Below are 15,777 nucleotides of genomic sequence, written 5' to 3'. Positions count from 1 at the left end.
ATGTGGTCGCATTCAGCGGGAATTGGTAGGGCCAATTAAGGGGTGAGGACAGCAAAGGGAAGTGAAAAGGCAATGGCATAATGCCATTGCCTTTGATGTCGGGAGTATGGTTACTCCATTACCACTGGAAGCCAGCGCCAATAGCTGCAGAGTAATCGCCCTGGCTGTTACTGGTTCCTTGCAATTTATACACCCAGCCCCCGCTTTCACTTACCATGGAGATACCAATGGCGACGGCACTTTCACCATTAAATGTACCGCCAGCAATCGAGGTCATGTTGGCACCTGGGGCGTAGGCTTGTGGCAGACCGGCCATGGCCATCGCTGAGGCGATACCGCCGCTCATCTTGTTTTCTACCCCTTTGATTTTGCTGTTCATTTCACCCATTTTCTGGTCGGTATAGGTGTTTGCTTCTTCGACGCTGCGTTTCAATTGCGCATAGTTAACCGCATCCGTATCGTTCACCGCCGCTGAAACATTGCCGATCCGAGTGGTACCGCCACTCCCGTCTCCCAGGTTGAGCACGCTATAGTTAACCGAACCATCTGCATTGGTTTCATAACGCACGGAGCCTGCTTCTGAAGCTTTCAGTTGCGCCACATTAACCGCGTCAGTGTTGTTCACCCCTGCGGCAACGTTGGTAATACGGCGTTGTTGGGTAGAAGAGCCGACAGACACAGTATTAGCTTCATCTGCGACTGAATTTGTGCCTAACGCTACGCTGTTTTCAGCGGCAGCAATAGAGCCAGATCCAATCGCGACGCTGTCCGCACCCTGGGCATTTGCATCTACGCCATCAGTGTTGGTCTTGAAGTACTTGGTGCTACCGGTAGTGACGATATCGCCAATGCCGTTTTCAATATTGGTGACGCGAGTATCAAGACTACTCACCTGCGTGTTCAGGTTATTAATGCTTTCGGTATTTGCGGCAACACGGCTGTCGGTGACTTTCAATTGACTAACGTTTACGGCATCGGTGTCTGCCGAACCCGCCGCGACGTTAGTGATCTGACGTTGACCGTCTTCACTGCCGACAGAGAACTCACCGACAGAGTTCTGCGGTGTGTCCATGTTGTAGGCGGTGTAGTCAGTCTGTGCGCCGCGAGTGGTCTGAGAACCATTACCCATTGCAATACTATTTGCATGGTTGGCGCGTGCGTTAGAACCGATAGCAATACCGTTGATGGCATCAGCCATCACCAGTGTATTCAGACCAATACCAATACCTGCATCAGCATTGACGATGGTTTTCGCACCCATTGCCAGTGAGTCAGTCCCGACAGCCAGTGAATCTTCTTCCGTTGAGTTTGCGTGGTAGTACTTGGTCGGTGTAGTGGCGACCGCACCAATGGCATTTTGTAACTGACGAACTGTTACCGCATCTTGCGCTTCAGAGCCGTCCGCAACGTTGGTAATTTGACGATAGCTTACTCCATCCGTCCCCAATGACAACGCGCCCAGCAACTCTCTGTCTGTTGTATTGTAGCCAATGACGACGCCATCGCTTGTTACGCTCGTTGCTCGTATACCTGATGAAATCGCGCGGTTAGAGGTGGAGCCACTGCCCAAAGCGATACTGCCCTCAATGCTGCTGCTGCTGTTCTCTCCAAGCGCCAGACTCGAAGCACCGGATGCGACGGCGTTGTAACCCACTGCCGTTGCGCCGTTACCCGTTGCGTATGCATCCTGGCCTTCAAGCCCGTTATCATTCGTACGGATGTATTTCACGCCGGTACCATTTTCCGTGATATAGGTTTCGCTGGTATCGCCGGCTAGTTGGCTAATAGATTCATTATACTGAGAAATCAGCATGTTAGTTTCATAAAGCTGAGAGCCATTAACAGCGTCAGTACTGTCACTGGCGATTTCACCTGCTGCCACATTGGTTATCTTATTGGTACCGCTGGTACCGTGGCTGGCGCTGAACGCACCCTCTTCGTCATCCCAGCTCAGTGCATCGGTACCAAGATTGGTGATGGACGTATTGATATCCGCGATAGCAGAGGTGTTTTGATCTACCTTCTGGTTGGTTTCATACAACTGTGAGCCGTTTACCGCGTCTGTACTGTCCTCAGAAAGCGCCCCGGCGGCGACATTGGTTATTTTACTGATGCTTCCACCGTGGTTTGCGCTGAAAGCGCCGATGTCTTCGTCCCATAACAGAGCGTTATCAGTGAGGCCGGTAATGGACGTATTAATGTCGGAGACAGAAGTATTCAGGTTCTCAATCGCGGTGCTGTTCTGAGTGATGTTGGTGGTATTGGCAGCGATATCGGTCGTGTTCTGATCCACTTTTTCATTGGTTTCGAACAGCTGCGATCCGTTAACCGCGTCGGTACTTTCTTCAGACAGCTCTCCGGCAGCAACGTTGGTGATTTTGTTTGTTGTACTACTTCCGTGGCTGGCAGAGAACGAACTCGTTGTCTCATTCCAGCTCAGGTTGTCAGAGCTAAGGTTAGTGATGGACGTATTAATATCTGCGATAGCAGAGGTGTTTTGATCCACCTTCTGGTTGGTTTCATACAACTGGGAGCCGTTCACCGCGTCTGTACTGTCTTCAGAAAGGTCCCCGGCGGCGACATTAATGATTTTGCTGGCGTTTCCGTTGCGGTTAGCGTTGAATGCGCCAGAGGCTGCATCCCACAACAGGGCATCGTCAGTGAGCGTGGTAACTGAGTTGCTCAGGTTGTTGATACTGGTGGTGTTGGTGGCGATATCAGTGGTGTTCTGGTTAATGCTGTCGGTATTGGCAGTGATATCAGTGGTGTTCTGAGACACATTTTCGTTGGTGGCAAACAGCTGGGAGCCGTTAACGGCGTCGGTGCTGTCTGCGGCCAGGGTGCCTGCCGCCAGATTGGTGATTTTGCTGTCGCTTCCGCTGTGGTTAGCGTTGAATGCGCCAGAGGCTGCATCCCACAACAGGGCATCGTCGGTGAGCGTGGTGACGGAGTTGCTCAGACTGTTGATATTGGTGGTGTTGGTGGCAATATCAGTGGTGTTCTGGTTAATGCTGTCGGTATTGGCAGCGATATCCGTGGTGTTCTGAGACACATTTTCATTGGTGGCAAACAGCTGGGAGCCGTTAACGGCGTCGGTGCTGTCCGCGGCCAGGGTACCTGCCGCCAGATTGGTAATCTTGCTGTCGCTTCCGCTGTGGTTAGCGCTGAATGCGCTTGTGTTGCCATCCCACAGCAATGCGTCATCGACTAATCCTGCGACAGAGGCCTCTGTATTCGTGATAGAAGAGTTAAGTGCGCTTAACGCACTGCCTACGTTATTGTAGGTGCCTGTGCCCACCTTGTAGAGGGGCGCATTCACTGTACCATCAGAATTAACGGAAGCCCCTCCGCCTAGTCGATCGGCGACGGATTGACTTAAAGAATAAATTTGCGCGCCTGTAACGGCATCGGTACTGTTGGCATTGATGTCGCCTTTAGCAACGTAGGTGATCTGCCGCTGAGTGGTGCTGTTACCCACGGCGACTGAATGGTCTTCCAGAGCGGTAGAGCCCGCGCCAAGGGCAACTGAGTTGGTGCCTATCGCTTGTGCGCCATTACCAAATGCAGCGCTGTCGTCGCCGCTCGCAGTGGCTTGATAACCTAATGCAGCGGAATTTGCTCCGCTTGCGACAGATTTATAACCTAATGCAACCGAGTTTGTGCCGCTCGAATCGGCATACACGCCCATTGCCATCGAATAACTCCCGCCAGCTGAGGATGAGGCCCCCATCGCAATAGCCCGGTCACCGGCTGAAACGGATTTTACGCCAAGCGCTAGCGAAGAGTTGCCGGTGGACTGGCTGTATGATCCAATGGCGGTACTCCATTTCCCCATCGCGGAGGCTTTATAACCCATTGCGGCGCTTGCGCCATCAACGTTGGTGTAAGTATTGGCTGTGGCATCGGTACCAATTGCAATCCACCCTGTTCCTGCAGTGGAGCCGGATGGAGTAACACCGCTGCCAGTATCTTTACCTGCATTGGCCAATACATCCGCAGAAACCATAATGCTGCTAAGACTGATGAGTGCGGAAACCGCCAGCTTTCTGCGGCCGCTTTTTTTGCCGCGGTTTTTTGCTGTTTCGCTGGTGACAATAAATGTTCCCGTAGCGGCATTCCAGAGGACTTTAAATATTCTGTTCATGGATAAGTGCTTTCCTTTTCTAAAATAGTTGTATCAATGGCTATTATTTTTTTGGCTTCTTTTTCGTATCATTAATAGGTTGTATGCTGTCGAATATGACATTCTCCATGTTAATACCTATTTTTAGATACTTAAGATTATTGGGCGATACGCCTTTTAATGTTAGCGTGACGTTTGTCCATGTTCCCGGTAAAAGTTCGATTGTCGAATCCATTTTCGTGTTAAGCAGGAGTTGTTTCCAGCGAGGCAGATCTTTTGCCTCGGAAGGTTTTTTCGTACCCCATGTCATATTAAACGCAAGGTTTGATACGGGAATGCTGAGTAAGTTAACTAAATCAAGATGAATAACACTTCCATCATCTATTGGCTCAATAGATAGAATACGCCCGGCTAATCCGATATTGCCGTTGTTAATAATAAAATAGCGCGTTTGTGATGGATCCAGTTCTGTGTAGTCGAATAGCCGTTGTTTGCGTTCAATGCGACCAACGACTTCGGCGACCTTTTGAGTTGTGTTGAAAACCGTAGCTTGTTGTTTTTCTAGCAAATTCATCTTTGCTTCTTGTTCTTTTTGTTGTTTTTCTAACAGGTTTATCTTTGTTTCTTGTTCTTTTTGTTGTTTTTTCAGCTCTTCAACAAGGTGTTTATCTGCAAAGTAGTCACAACCAGATAAAAAGAATGTGAATCCCAAAGCAAGCAGGGGGATAAATTTTCCATTTTTGTGCATATAAAATATCCTTGTTAATAATTTATATAATATAAATAGTTAACCTGTTATTTATACAGCTAACTCATCATTTTGCGAGCATTGCCAATAGCCATTAATATATGGTTATAATTAAAACATTCATTGTTTCTATGGGAATGTGCAAATACCCGACGTTGTTTATCAATTACTCATAGCAATACTTTATAAAAATATAATTATAATGTTTATGTATGAGCATTTTTTTTCATGGATGATAATGTTATTTAATTTTGCGGGTCAATCATATTCTGCGGGATATGAGAAAAGGGGATGAAAAAATTCATTGTATAAATACAAACAGGCACGATAGTGGGATTTTTCATCCTGAAAAAGCAGGGATTACCGTTAAAAATGAACTTGTATATAATCGGTGTAAATACTTCCATGAAAAATTCGGAATATAGCCCGATGCTCTCAAGACATCCTCCGTACAACGGGTGTCCTGAGAGCCTGGGATGCGGAAGGTTTAGAACTCGCTCTTCGCGAAACCTGTCATCTCTTTGAGCCCCATTTCCCGGCCCAGCGCCGTCATCGGGTGGACCACGATCAGGCCACGCACGCTTTTCTTCAACTTGCCCATGTCGGCCTGCTCTTTTTTAGTGATCGCGCGGCGAAACGGCAGGTTCATCAGCTTCTGCGCTTCTTTACTCAGTTTCTGGCTGTGTACTTCGCGCAGACGGATAATTTCTGCTTCCAGCGTCTCTTTTTCTTTTTCCAGCTCCGCGTATTTATCGGCGGATTCAACCAGAGAGAGACCTGCCTGCTGGTGGCGAATAGCGTCAAGACGATCGCTCAGGCGTTTAATTTCGTTTTTTTCAACTTCTTTCATGGGATTGCTTCTGATAGAAATGGGATAGATACCCTATAGTATGCGCGCAGTGAGTGATTCTTCACAACTCATGACGTAAAGATAATCAATTATGGCAAGTATTACACCGCTAATTATTTAGTTATCTCTTTGAGAATAAAATCTTTTTTTCGAAAGAAAAGATGAAGCGCCTTTTTTGCCGACAAGAAAAGCGATTAAGCACATTTTCCTCAATGACAACGCTAAATTGATCCTAAACTCAAATAAGCGACCGCGGGAGTCAGACGCGGGTCACACATGGAGGATCTATCATGGCAAAAATAGGTGAGAACGTACCACTTCTTATTGATAAAGCCGTCGATTTTATGGCGTCCAGCCAGGCGTTCCGTGAATACCTGAATAAAACGCCGCCGCGTGATTATGTTCCTTCCGAGGTGCCGTCGGAGAGCGCGCCCATTTATTTGCAGCGTCTGGAATATTACCGGCGGCTGTACCGACCAAAAGAAGAAGAAAGAGGTTAACGGCGGGATTTACTTTTGAAAGGCCTTTTTTAAGCTGATTTTAGAAATCAGCTCGGTCAGGGAGAGAACCATCGTCGAACGCACCGCCTGCTGGTAGCGCTGAATTTGCATGGCGTAGAGCGCCGCGTCGGACGTATCAAAATGCGGCGGCGGCGGCAGCGCCATGACGCAGTGTAGTTCGCCAAACGGCCCGAGGATTTCATCGTCGGTAAAGGCGTACTCATTGCCGTCGTGATTCAGCTCTTCGCGCAGCGCCATTAACAGCTCCGCATCTTCATATTCGGTGCGGCTGAGTACGCCCAGGCCATAGATAAGTTTCAGACGTACCGAAAGATCGCCCAGCGGTCCGTCGCCGTCCAGCAACGGTTCCACAGCGTATTTCACCGCATAGTCGTCTTTGCGAAACACCTGGAGCACCAGAATATTCACCGCCTCGGTCAATAACTCGACGGCAGTAATCAGGAAGCTCCGTACGGTTTTGCCAGCATTCAGACGCTCAAGCACACGATTTTCAAAGGCCTGGGTTTGTTCCATTATTGCCTGCATATCTGACAATCTGTTATTTGGGCGCAGGCTAACCTGCGCCGGGTTCTGCGTCATTTGGTCGCGTTATAAGCGTTAACCGCCTCCGCCACCACATCGCTATTGGCATCCAGCCCGGAAATTTGCGCCAGAGCGGCCTGTGGACCTTTTTCGTCAATCAGCGCGGCCAGTTCCTGTGCCTGCGGATCTTCTTCACTACGGAAATGCATCGCCGCCGCGATCCCTTTGACCAGATTCACATGCGGCAGACCATATTCCAGGGTGCCAAGCAGCGGTTTGATCAGACGGTCGCCCGCGCTGAGTTTGCGTAGCGGCTGACGTCCAACGCGCTCAACATCATCTTTCAGATACGGGTTTTCAAAACGACCGAGGATTTTCTGAATGTATGCCGCATGTTTGTCGGCGTCAAAACCGTAGCGTTTGATCAGCACCGCGCCGCTTTCTTCCATCGCGCCTTTAACCACCGCGCGAATACTCTCATCGAGAATGGCGTCGCGAATGGTTTGATGACCGGCTAATTTGCCGAGGTACGCGGTTATAGCATGACCTGTGTTCAGCGTGAAGAGTTTACGTTCGACAAATGCCATCAGGTTATCCGTTAACTCCATCCCCGGAATGGTCGGCAACGCGCCTTTAAACTGGGTTTTATCGACGATCCACTCGCTGAAGGTTTCTACCGTCACTTCCAGCGGGTCATGGGTGGCGGAAGCAGATGGCGGCACAATACGGTCAACGGCGGAATCGACAAAACCGACGTGCTGTTCAACCCAGGCTTTATCGCCATCCGCCAGCGCGTTCATCACATGACCTTTGAGCTGTGTGGTGCCGCGCACCATATTTTCACAGGCGATGATATTCAGCGGGGCATCCACGCCCTGCGCCTTACGTTTTACCAGCCCTTTAGCGATGGCCGGAGCGATACGCTCAAGCACAACCGGACCCACGGCAGTAGTGATTAAATCAACGTGGGCAATCAGGTCGACAACATCATCGCCGATGCTGCTGACAGCGTTGACGCCGGAAACGGTATCCACCTGCTCATTTTCACCCACAACATGAACCTGATAGCTATGACGGGCATTCAGGGCATCGAGTACGACCTGGTTTACATCCGCAAACGTCAGTTGTATCCCCGCGTCAGCCAGCAGTTTGCCGATAAAGCCACGACCGATATTACCTGCGCCAAAATGTAATGCTTTCATAGTATTAACCTTCATTAATGTTTTTACCCGAGAGGGCTGGGGTGAGGCTTTTCCCTCAACCTAACCCTCTCCACAAGGGAGAGGATATCGCCTTCATATTTCGAACTGCAGATGCGTTGGCTCTCCTCGCTCACCCCAGTCACGTACTTATGTACGCTCCTGGGGATTCACTGCGTTGCCGCCTTCCTGCAGCTCGAACTATTTTGGGGATACTTAACTGTTAAGCTTTTTTACCTGCCAGCAGTTCCAGCACTTCATCCACGCTGGTGGTGTGCGCCAGACGTTCGATCACGGATTCATCATCCAGCGCGTTGGTCAGACTAGTGATGACCTGGATGTGCTCATTGTTACGTGCGGCGATACCAATGACCAGACGGGCAATATCGTCTTCTTCTTCACCGAAGCGTACGCCTTCCGGATACTGGCAGAACACCACGCCGGTTTTCAGCACGCGGTCTTTCGCTTCTACCGTGCCGTGCGGAACTGCGATGGATTCACCGAGGTAAGTCGGCGTCAGCTTTTCGCGGTCCAGCATCGCTTCGACGTATTCCGGCTCAACATAGCCGCCTTTCACCAGTTGTTCACCGGCAAAGCGAATCGCCTCTTCTTTGTTAGCGGCTTTACGGCCCAGGAAGATATTCTCCGCGCCCAGCTTGAACAGGTTGTTATCACCCTCCTCAAAGCTGTCTTTCAGATGGTCGCGTACTTTCTCTTCATTAGTATTGTGGCGCTGTGCGGCAACCAGACGTTCGGTCAGGCTGGTGTACAGGCCGCTATCCAGGAAGTTGGTCAGCGAAATATGCTGCGCCTGCGGTACCTGACGCATCGCGCGCTCGGTAAGGTCACGGTGAGTAATGACCAGATCCACATCCGGCGGCAGATTGTTAATGGCGCTGTTGGTGACGGAGATCTGGCTCAGGCCCGCATCCTGTACTTTCTTACGCAGTACCCCTGCGCCCATCGCGCTGGAACCCATACCGGCATCGCAAGCCACGATGATTTTACGCACATGGCTCAGGTCGTTGGTCACGTCGCCAGCCGCCAGCGGAGAGGCGCCTTTAGATTCCGCTTTCATGTCCTGCATACGACGGGTGGCCGCTTCAATGTCATCTTCTTCTTTCATTTTGCTGGTTTTCAGCAGAATTGCAGACACCACGAAGGACACCGCCATTGCCGCCACGATGGCAGCGATGTTAGCGAAGTAAGCGCCTTTTGGCGTCATCGCCAGTACCGCCAGAATGGAACCCGGAGATGCCGGAGAGACCAGACCGCCGTTCAGGATGGTCAGGGTGAATACGCCGGTCATACCGCCGAGAATCACCGCCAGAATCAGGCGTGGGTTCATCAGCACGTACGGGAAGTAGATCTCATGGATACCGCCCAGGAAGTGGATAATTGCCGCGCCGCCCGCAGACTGTTTAGCGCTGCCACGACCGAAGAACATGTACGCCAGCAGGACGCCCATCCCCGGACCCGGGTTAGCTTCAATCAGGAAGAAGATGGATTTACCCATCTCATGGGACTGCTGGATACCCAGCGGTGAGAAGATGCCGTGGTTAATCGCGTTATTGAGGAACAGGATTTTCGCCGGTTCAACAAAAATGGACGCCAGCGGCAGCATATCGTGCGCCACCATGAAGTTAACGCCCGCCGCCAGAATTTTGGACAGGACTTCAACCGCCGGACCAATACCGAGGAACGCCAGGATGGCGAGGATCATACCGATGATGCCAGCGGAGAAGTTGTTCACCAACATCTCAAAACCGGATTTGATCTTACCGTCTACCCAACTGTCGAATTTCTTAATGCAGTAGCCGCCTAATGGACCGGCGATCATCGAGCCGAGGAACATCGGCATATCCGCGCCGACAATAACGCCCATGGTAGTGATAGCGCCCACTACGCCGCCGCGTTCGCCGCCAACCAGACGACCGCCGGTATAACCGATGAGCAGCGGCAGCAGGTAGGTGATCATCGGACCAACCAGTTTCGCCAGCGTTTCGTTAGGCAACCACCCTGTTGGAATAAATAATGCGGTGATAATACCCCACGCGATAAACGCGCCGATATTAGGCATCACCATATTGCTGAGGAATCGACCAAAGCTTTGCACTTTGATCTTAATATCGGATGACATAAAAACACCCCTTCTTATGTTGCTGTCGCGCAGGCTGAAAGCCCGAGGTTTGTTAATGTAGCGGCAGAGGTAGCCGGACCCTGTAGTGTAGATACTGCGCAATCTGGCACTGAATCGTTCAACTGTCCAGACAGGGACAATTTATGTGATTTGTGTCACATAAATATAGGGGGTAGAGAGGTAATTGATGTGATATTGATCACAAAGTGGCTGTGTAAAAAAACAACGAATCTAATTTTTAGCTCTTAAAAGGCAATTTTATGTGAGATATTTCACATTTTTATTTTGGTGCTTTGTTGAATTTTTGTGATCTTATTCACAAGAAATTTTAAGCCCGGGTAACGTCAATACGATCCGGCAAACATTTTGTCGCGAGCCTTCTCACGTTATGTCATTCAGCAACCTCTTTTTGCGTCTCTTTTCGTCTTATTTGAGCCATACTATGATTTTTACTGGTTGGCAAAAAGGACACGGCATGAAACTCATCGGTAGCTACACCAGCCCTTTTGTGCGCAAAATCTCTATTCTGCTGCTCGAAAAGGGCATTACCTTCGAATTTATTAATGAATTACCCTACGAGGCGGATAACGGCGTGGCGCAATACAACCCTCTGGGTAAGGTGCCAGCGCTGGTGACGGAGAAAGGGGAGTACTGGTTCGATTCGCCGATCATCGCGGAATATATTGAGCTGTTGGATATCGCGCCAGCGATGCTCCCGCGTGACCCGATGGCAGCGCTTAAAGTTCGCCAGCTCGAAGCGTTGGCTGACGGTATTATGGATGCAGCGTTGGTGTCTGTACGCGAACAGGCGCGCCCGGCGGCGCAACAATCGGAAACGGAACTGCTGCGCCAGCGGGAAAAAATCAACCGCAGCCTGGATATGCTCGAAAGTTATCTGAGCGACGGGACGCTAAAAACGGATACGGTCAATCTGGCGACTATCGCGATTGCCTGTGCGGTAGGCTATCTCAACTTCCGCCGGGTCGCGCCTGGCTGGTGCGTTAGCCGCCCCCACCTGGTCAAACTGGTCGAAACGCTTTTTCAACGCGAAAGCTTTGCCCGCACCGAAGCGCCAAAGGCTTGACGCGCATTATGTCCGCCTGAGCAAACTCACGTTACAATCCCCCTTATGTCGATATCCCTCTCCCGCCAGGAGAGGGCCACCAACAGCCAGGCATTTTCATGACAAGCGAAACGCGTACACTCTACAGCCAGCTTCCTGCTATCGATCGCTTATTGCACGATAGCGCTTTTCTTTCTCTGCGCGATCGGTATGGCCATACCCAGGTGGTTGATCTGCTTAGGCGGATGCTTGACGACGCGCGCGACGTCATACGGAATACGCAAACGCTTCCCGACTGGTACGCAGACTGGGCGCAAGAGGCGAAACTCCGGCTGGAAAATGCGGCGCAAAGCGCGCTGCGCCCGGTGATTAATCTGACGGGGACGGTGCTGCACACCAATCTTGGCCGCGCCTTGCAGGCGCAAGAAGCGATTGAGGCGGTAACGCAGGCGATGCGCGCGCCGGTGACGCTGGAATACGATTTGGATGGCGCCGGGCGGGGGCATCGCGACCGGGCGCTGGCGACGCTATTATGCCGTATCACCGGGGCGGAAGACGCCTGTATCGTCAATAACAATGCGGCGGCGGTATTGCTGATGCTGGCGGCGACCGCCAGCGGCAAAGAGGTAGTGGTTTCGCGTGGCGAGCTGGTCGAAATCGGCGGCGCGTTTCGTATTCCGGATGTTATGCGCCAGGCGGGCTGTACGCTGCATGAAGTGGGCACCACCAACCGGACGCACGCGAAAGATTACCGTCAGGCGGTAAATGAAAATACCGGGCTGTTGATGAAGGTGCATACCAGTAATTACAGCATTGAGGGCTTTACCAAAACGGTAGAGGAAGCGGAACTGGCGGAAATCGGGCGAGAGCTGGATATTCCGGTGGTGGCGGATCTGGGCAGCGGTTCGCTGGTGGATTTAAGTCAATATGGCTTACCCAAAGAGCCGATGCCGCAGCAGCTCATTGCCGCAGGCGTCAGCCTGGTAAGCTTCTCCGGCGATAAGTTGCTGGGCGGGCCGCAGGCCGGGATCATCGTCGGCAAAAAAGCGATGATTGCCCAACTGCAAAGCCATCCGCTGAAACGCGCTCTGCGCGCGGATAAAATGACGCTGGCGGCGCTGGAGGCCACGTTACGTCTGTATCTGCACCCGGAAGCGTTGGCGGAGAAATTACCCACCCTGCGTCTGTTAACCCGCAGTGAAGCGTCGATTCGCGAACAAGCGCAGCGGTTACAGGCGCGGCTGGCGGCACGTTACGGCGATGAATTTGCGCTGGAGGTTAAACCCTGCCTGTCGCAAATCGGCAGCGGTTCATTACCGGTAGACCGCCTTCCCAGCGCCGCCATGACCTTTACCCCGCACGACGGGCGCGGTAGTCGGCTGGAGGCGCTGGCGGCTCGCTGGCGCACGCTGCCTGTACCGGTCATTGGCCGAATTTATGATGGCCGTTTATGGCTGGATATGCGCTGTCTTGAAGACGAAAGCCGGTTTATGGAGATGATGCTGAAATGATTATTGCAACTGCCGGACACGTAGACCACGGTAAAACAACGTTGCTCCAGGCGATTACCGGGGTCAATGCCGACCGTCTGCCGGAAGAGAAAAAACGCGGGATGACTATCGATCTGGGTTACGCCTATTGGCCGCAGCCGGATGGCCGTGTGCTGGGCTTTATCGATGTGCCTGGGCATGAAAAATTCCTCTCTAACATGCTGGCGGGCGTAGGCGGTATCGATCACGCTTTGCTGGTGGTCGCCTGTGATGACGGCGTCATGGCGCAAACGCGCGAGCATTTACAGATCCTGCAACTGACGGGCAATCTCCAGCTCACCGTCGCGCTGACCAAAGCCGATCGCGTGGACGAGGCGCGTATCGGTGAAGTACGAGAAGAGGTACTGGCGGCGCTCGACAACTATGGCTTCGCCGATACCGTTTTATTTGTCACCGCTGCCAATGAAGGACGCGGTATTGCAGAACTTCGCGCTCATTTACAGCAGCTTCCTGCACGTTTGCACGCCGCGCAGCATCGCTTCCGTCTGGCTATCGACCGTGCGTTTACGGTGAAAGGGGCGGGACTGGTGGTGACCGGAACGGCGCTGAGCGGAGAGGTGAAGGTAGGTGATACGCTGTGGTTAACCGGAGTAAATAAACCGATGCGGGTGCGTAGCCTGCACGCACAAAATCAGCCTACCGACCATGCGCACGCCGGGCAACGTATTGCGCTCAATATTGCGGGCGATGCGGAGAAGGAACAGCTTAACCGCGGCGACTGGCTGCTTTCCGATGCGCCGGTGGGGGAAGCTTTTTCCCGGGTGATCGTTTCTCTGGCACTTCATGCGCCGCTTTCCCAATGGCAGCCGCTACATATTCACCATGCCGCCAGCCATGTGACCGGTCGCGTCTCTTTGCTGGAAGGCGGGCTGGCCGAGCTGATCTTCGATACGCCGTTGTGGCTGGCCGATAATGACAGACTGGTGCTGCGTGATATTTCCGCACGCGCCACCCTTGCCGGCGCACGCGTGGTGACGCTTAAGGCGCCGCGTCGCGGTAAACGTAAGCCAGATTATTTGCACTGGCTTTCAACGCTTGCCGCCGCGCAGGACGATAGCGCGGCGTTGGCCATTCATCTGGAACGCGGCGCCGTCAACCTGCCGGATTTCGGTTGGGCGCGTCAGCTTAATCCTCTCGGTATGCGTCAGCTTATTGAGCAACATGGTTTTATCCAGGCCGGAGACAATCTGCTAAGCGCGCCCGTCGCCGCCCGCTGGCAGCGTAAGATTCTCGATACGCTGGCGACCTACCACGAACAGCACCGCGATGAACCGGGGCCGGGACGCGAGCGTTTACGCCGCATGGCCCTGCCAATGGAAGATGAAGCGCTGGTCCTGATGCTGATCGAGCGGATGCGCGACGACGGCCTGATTCATAGCCATCACGGTTGGTTGCATCTGCCGAATCATAAAGCGGGATTTAGCGATGAGCAGCAGGCCGTCTGGCAAAAAGTTGAACCGCTATTTGGCGATGAGCCCTGGTGGGTACGCGATCTGGCGAAAGAGACCGGAACGGAAGAACAATTGATGCGGCTGGTGCTGCGGCAGGCGGCACAGCAAGGCATCATTACCGCGATCGTAAAAGATCGGTACTATCGTAACGATCGGATTGTCGCTTTCGCCAATATGATCCGCGAGCTGGATCAAGAGAGAGGATCAACGTGTGCGGCGGATTTTCGCGACAGGCTGAATGTAGGGCGGAAACTGGCTATTCAGATTCTTGAATATTTTGACCGGATTGGATTTACACGACGCCGTGGGAATGATCATTTATTACGTGATGCGTTATTATTTCCGCAAAAAGAATGAAATGGTTAATTTAAATCAGAAATGAAGCAATACAATTATTGCGTTGCTTTATAAAAAGCACATCAGCAAACGAACCTGATGTGCTTTTTATTTTTCTGACTTCTTAAAATAGCCATCGTGAGCCTATTATCAAAATAGTTTTGCCCATATTCTTTGCGCCTTAGTCAGGCGACTCACGATGAGATTGTGGAAATTTATCGCGCGGCGATGTAACGCCTTTGCCCGGTGGCGCGGACGCTTACCGGGCCTGCGTAGACGATGCAGGCCGGATAAGGCGTAATACGTTAGCTTCGGTCGAGCTTTTGCTGCGCCAGCCAGACGGCGCCCAGCCTGCCCGCCTGATTTCCCAGTTGGCAGGGCTGAATCGGCACCTGGAGCGCCTCCCACATTTCAAACGTTTCAAGATGCCGCGTCAGGAGCGGGTAGAGTTTTTCCTGTTCGCTTATTCCTCCGCCGATCAGCACCACGCCCGGATCAAACATAGAGATCACGCTGTAAACGCCGCGTGACAGATAACGCGCCCAGTCATTGACCGCCTCACGCAGATGAACATCGGTCGCCATTCGTTCGAAGATCACATCCGCAGGCGGCATCTCTTCGGCAGGCAGTGCCAGCGCCTGGCGGCACGACGCCATTAATCCGCTGGTTGACGCGATTTTATGCATACTTTCGCCATTGTTCCCGACCGGCATGACGCCGAATTCACCGGCATGGAAATGTGCGCCGCGATACAGCTCTCGTCCGACGATAATACCGCCGCCAATGCCGGTTCCAATGGTGATACAGACCAGATTGTCATAATGCTGCCCGGCGCCTCGCCACATTTCGCCCAGCGCCGCGCAGTTCGCGTCGTTCTCCACGACCAGCGGCAGATCGGTCAGCCCGCTGAACAAATCCATCAGGTTGACGTTATCCAGGTAAGCCAGCGCGCCCGCTTTTGCCGCATGACCGTTATGGGGATTAATATGGCCGGGGAAACTGACCCCGATTGCCGCAATGTCATAGTCCTGTTGGCAACGCGCCACCACATCCTGCCATTTGCGGGTAAACGTGGAGGCGTCCTCTGGCGTATCGAATTGATGATGGGTTAATTCTTCGCCGTCACTGTTAATCACGCCATATTTGACGTGAGTTCCTCCCACATCAATACCGATATATTGCTGCATAGTGTTCTCCGTACGTTAAACAGGCACCTGTTTAGTATGGCTAAAACCAGACGGAGAAACGTAAAGGAAAGTAATTCGTGATTGCTG

General features: G+C 52.2%; 11 protein-coding genes. 4 read left to right on the top strand and 7 right to left on the bottom strand.

Going from position 1 to position 15,777, the window contains the following annotated elements; genetic code table 11:
- Nucleotides 1–118 precede the first annotated feature (118 nt).
- The 3 genes from sadA to ACLJPE_RS16325 form a co-directional block, all read right to left on the bottom strand.
- Nucleotides 119–4,144 (bottom strand): trimeric autotransporter adhesin SadA, encoded by a 4,026-nt coding sequence (sadA, locus tag ACLJPE_RS16335; protein ID WP_039513504.1) that lies wholly within the window; start codon nt 4,142–4,144, stop codon nt 119–121.
- Nucleotides 4,145–4,187: 43 nt separating this feature from the next.
- Complete coding sequence (locus ACLJPE_RS16330; RefSeq protein ID WP_023233434.1) at nt 4,188–4,871, bottom strand: DUF3251 domain-containing protein; 684 nt, start codon at nt 4,869–4,871, stop codon at nt 4,188–4,190.
- Nucleotides 4,872–5,358: 487 nt separating this feature from the next.
- On the bottom strand, nt 5,359–5,721 hold the full coding sequence (locus ACLJPE_RS16325) for a YibL family ribosome-associated protein (RefSeq protein WP_000665687.1): 363 nt from the start codon (nt 5,719–5,721) through the stop codon (nt 5,359–5,361).
- A gap of 290 nt (nt 5,722–6,011) precedes the next feature.
- On the opposite strand from ACLJPE_RS16325, the gene ACLJPE_RS16320 reads away from it, so the two are divergent.
- Complete coding sequence (locus tag ACLJPE_RS16320; protein ID WP_001062558.1) at nt 6,012–6,221, top strand: hypothetical protein; 210 nt, start codon at nt 6,012–6,014, stop codon at nt 6,219–6,221.
- A gap of 9 nt (nt 6,222–6,230) precedes the next feature.
- Here ACLJPE_RS16320 and mtlR read toward each other — a convergent pair whose 3' ends face one another.
- From mtlR to mtlA, 3 genes are all read right to left on the bottom strand, one after another.
- Nucleotides 6,231–6,821, bottom strand: a complete 591-nt coding sequence (gene mtlR, locus ACLJPE_RS16315; RefSeq protein WP_000193201.1) for a mannitol operon repressor MtlR — start codon at nt 6,819–6,821, stop codon at nt 6,231–6,233.
- Nucleotides 6,818–7,966, bottom strand: a complete 1,149-nt coding sequence (mtlD, locus tag ACLJPE_RS16310; protein ID WP_000645385.1) for a mannitol-1-phosphate 5-dehydrogenase — start codon at nt 7,964–7,966, stop codon at nt 6,818–6,820. The genes mtlR and mtlD overlap by 4 nt, the downstream gene beginning before the upstream one ends.
- Before the next feature lie 220 nt (nt 7,967–8,186).
- Nucleotides 8,187–10,103 carry a PTS mannitol transporter subunit IICBA gene (mtlA, locus tag ACLJPE_RS16305; protein WP_023233433.1) on the bottom strand — a complete coding sequence of 639 codons (1,917 nt, stop codon included), beginning with the start codon at nt 10,101–10,103 and terminating at the stop codon, nt 8,187–8,189.
- 475 nt (nt 10,104–10,578) lie between these two features.
- On the opposite strand from mtlA, the gene ACLJPE_RS16300 reads away from it, so the two are divergent.
- The 3 genes from ACLJPE_RS16300 to selB all read left to right on the top strand — a co-directional run bounded on the left by ACLJPE_RS16300 (nt 10,579) and on the right by selB (nt 14,524).
- The gene (locus ACLJPE_RS16300; RefSeq protein ID WP_000766675.1) at nt 10,579–11,187 is read left to right on the top strand and encodes a glutathione S-transferase; all 609 of its coding nucleotides are present in this window, start codon (nt 10,579–10,581) and stop codon (nt 11,185–11,187) included.
- Between the two features lie 98 nt (nt 11,188–11,285).
- Nucleotides 11,286–12,677: an L-seryl-tRNA(Sec) selenium transferase gene (gene selA / locus ACLJPE_RS16295; protein ID WP_000200188.1), complete on the top strand. Its 1,392-nt coding sequence runs from the start codon at nt 11,286–11,288 to the stop codon at nt 12,675–12,677.
- Complete coding sequence (gene selB / locus ACLJPE_RS16290; RefSeq protein ID WP_039513511.1) at nt 12,674–14,524, top strand: selenocysteine-specific translation elongation factor; 1,851 nt, start codon at nt 12,674–12,676, stop codon at nt 14,522–14,524. The genes selA and selB overlap by 4 nt, the downstream gene beginning before the upstream one ends.
- 284 nt (nt 14,525–14,808) lie before the next feature.
- On the opposite strand, the gene ACLJPE_RS16285 is transcribed toward selB, so the two are convergent.
- Entirely contained in the window at nt 14,809–15,690 is an 882-nt protein-coding gene (locus ACLJPE_RS16285; RefSeq protein ID WP_001188277.1) for an ROK family protein, read from the bottom strand.
- Nucleotides 15,691–15,777: the final 87 nt, after the last annotated feature.

The organism is Salmonella sp. SAL04196 (assembly GCF_046550835.1).
Lineage (GTDB): Bacteria > Pseudomonadota > Gammaproteobacteria > Enterobacterales > Enterobacteriaceae > Salmonella > Salmonella enterica.
This window is presented reverse-complemented; position numbering and strand designations above follow the sequence as displayed.

Bases quoted from the DNA above. Each gene is read 5' to 3' on its own strand.
- mtlD (WP_000645385.1), bottom strand. From the start codon at position 7,966: ATGAAAGCATTACATTTTGGCGCAGGTAATATCGGTCGTGGCTTTATC.
- ACLJPE_RS16325 (WP_000665687.1), bottom strand. From the start codon at position 5,721: ATGAAAGAAGTTGAAAAAAACGAAATTAAACGCCTGAGCGATCGTCTT.
- ACLJPE_RS16320 (WP_001062558.1), top strand. From the start codon at position 6,012: ATGGCAAAAATAGGTGAGAACGTACCACTTCTTATTGATAAAGCCGTC.
- selB (WP_039513511.1), top strand. From the start codon at position 12,674: ATGATTATTGCAACTGCCGGACACGTAGACCACGGTAAAACAACGTTG.
- ACLJPE_RS16300 (WP_000766675.1), top strand. From the start codon at position 10,579: ATGAAACTCATCGGTAGCTACACCAGCCCTTTTGTGCGCAAAATCTCT.
- selA (WP_000200188.1), top strand. From the start codon at position 11,286: ATGACAAGCGAAACGCGTACACTCTACAGCCAGCTTCCTGCTATCGAT.
- ACLJPE_RS16285 (WP_001188277.1), bottom strand. From the start codon at position 15,690: ATGCAGCAATATATCGGTATTGATGTGGGAGGAACTCACGTCAAATAT.
- mtlR (WP_000193201.1), bottom strand. From the start codon at position 6,821: ATGACGCAGAACCCGGCGCAGGTTAGCCTGCGCCCAAATAACAGATTG.
- mtlA (WP_023233433.1), bottom strand. From the start codon at position 10,103: ATGTCATCCGATATTAAGATCAAAGTGCAAAGCTTTGGTCGATTCCTC.
- sadA (WP_039513504.1), bottom strand. From the start codon at position 4,144: ATGAACAGAATATTTAAAGTCCTCTGGAATGCCGCTACGGGAACATTT.
- ACLJPE_RS16330 (WP_023233434.1), bottom strand. From the start codon at position 4,871: ATGCACAAAAATGGAAAATTTATCCCCCTGCTTGCTTTGGGATTCACA.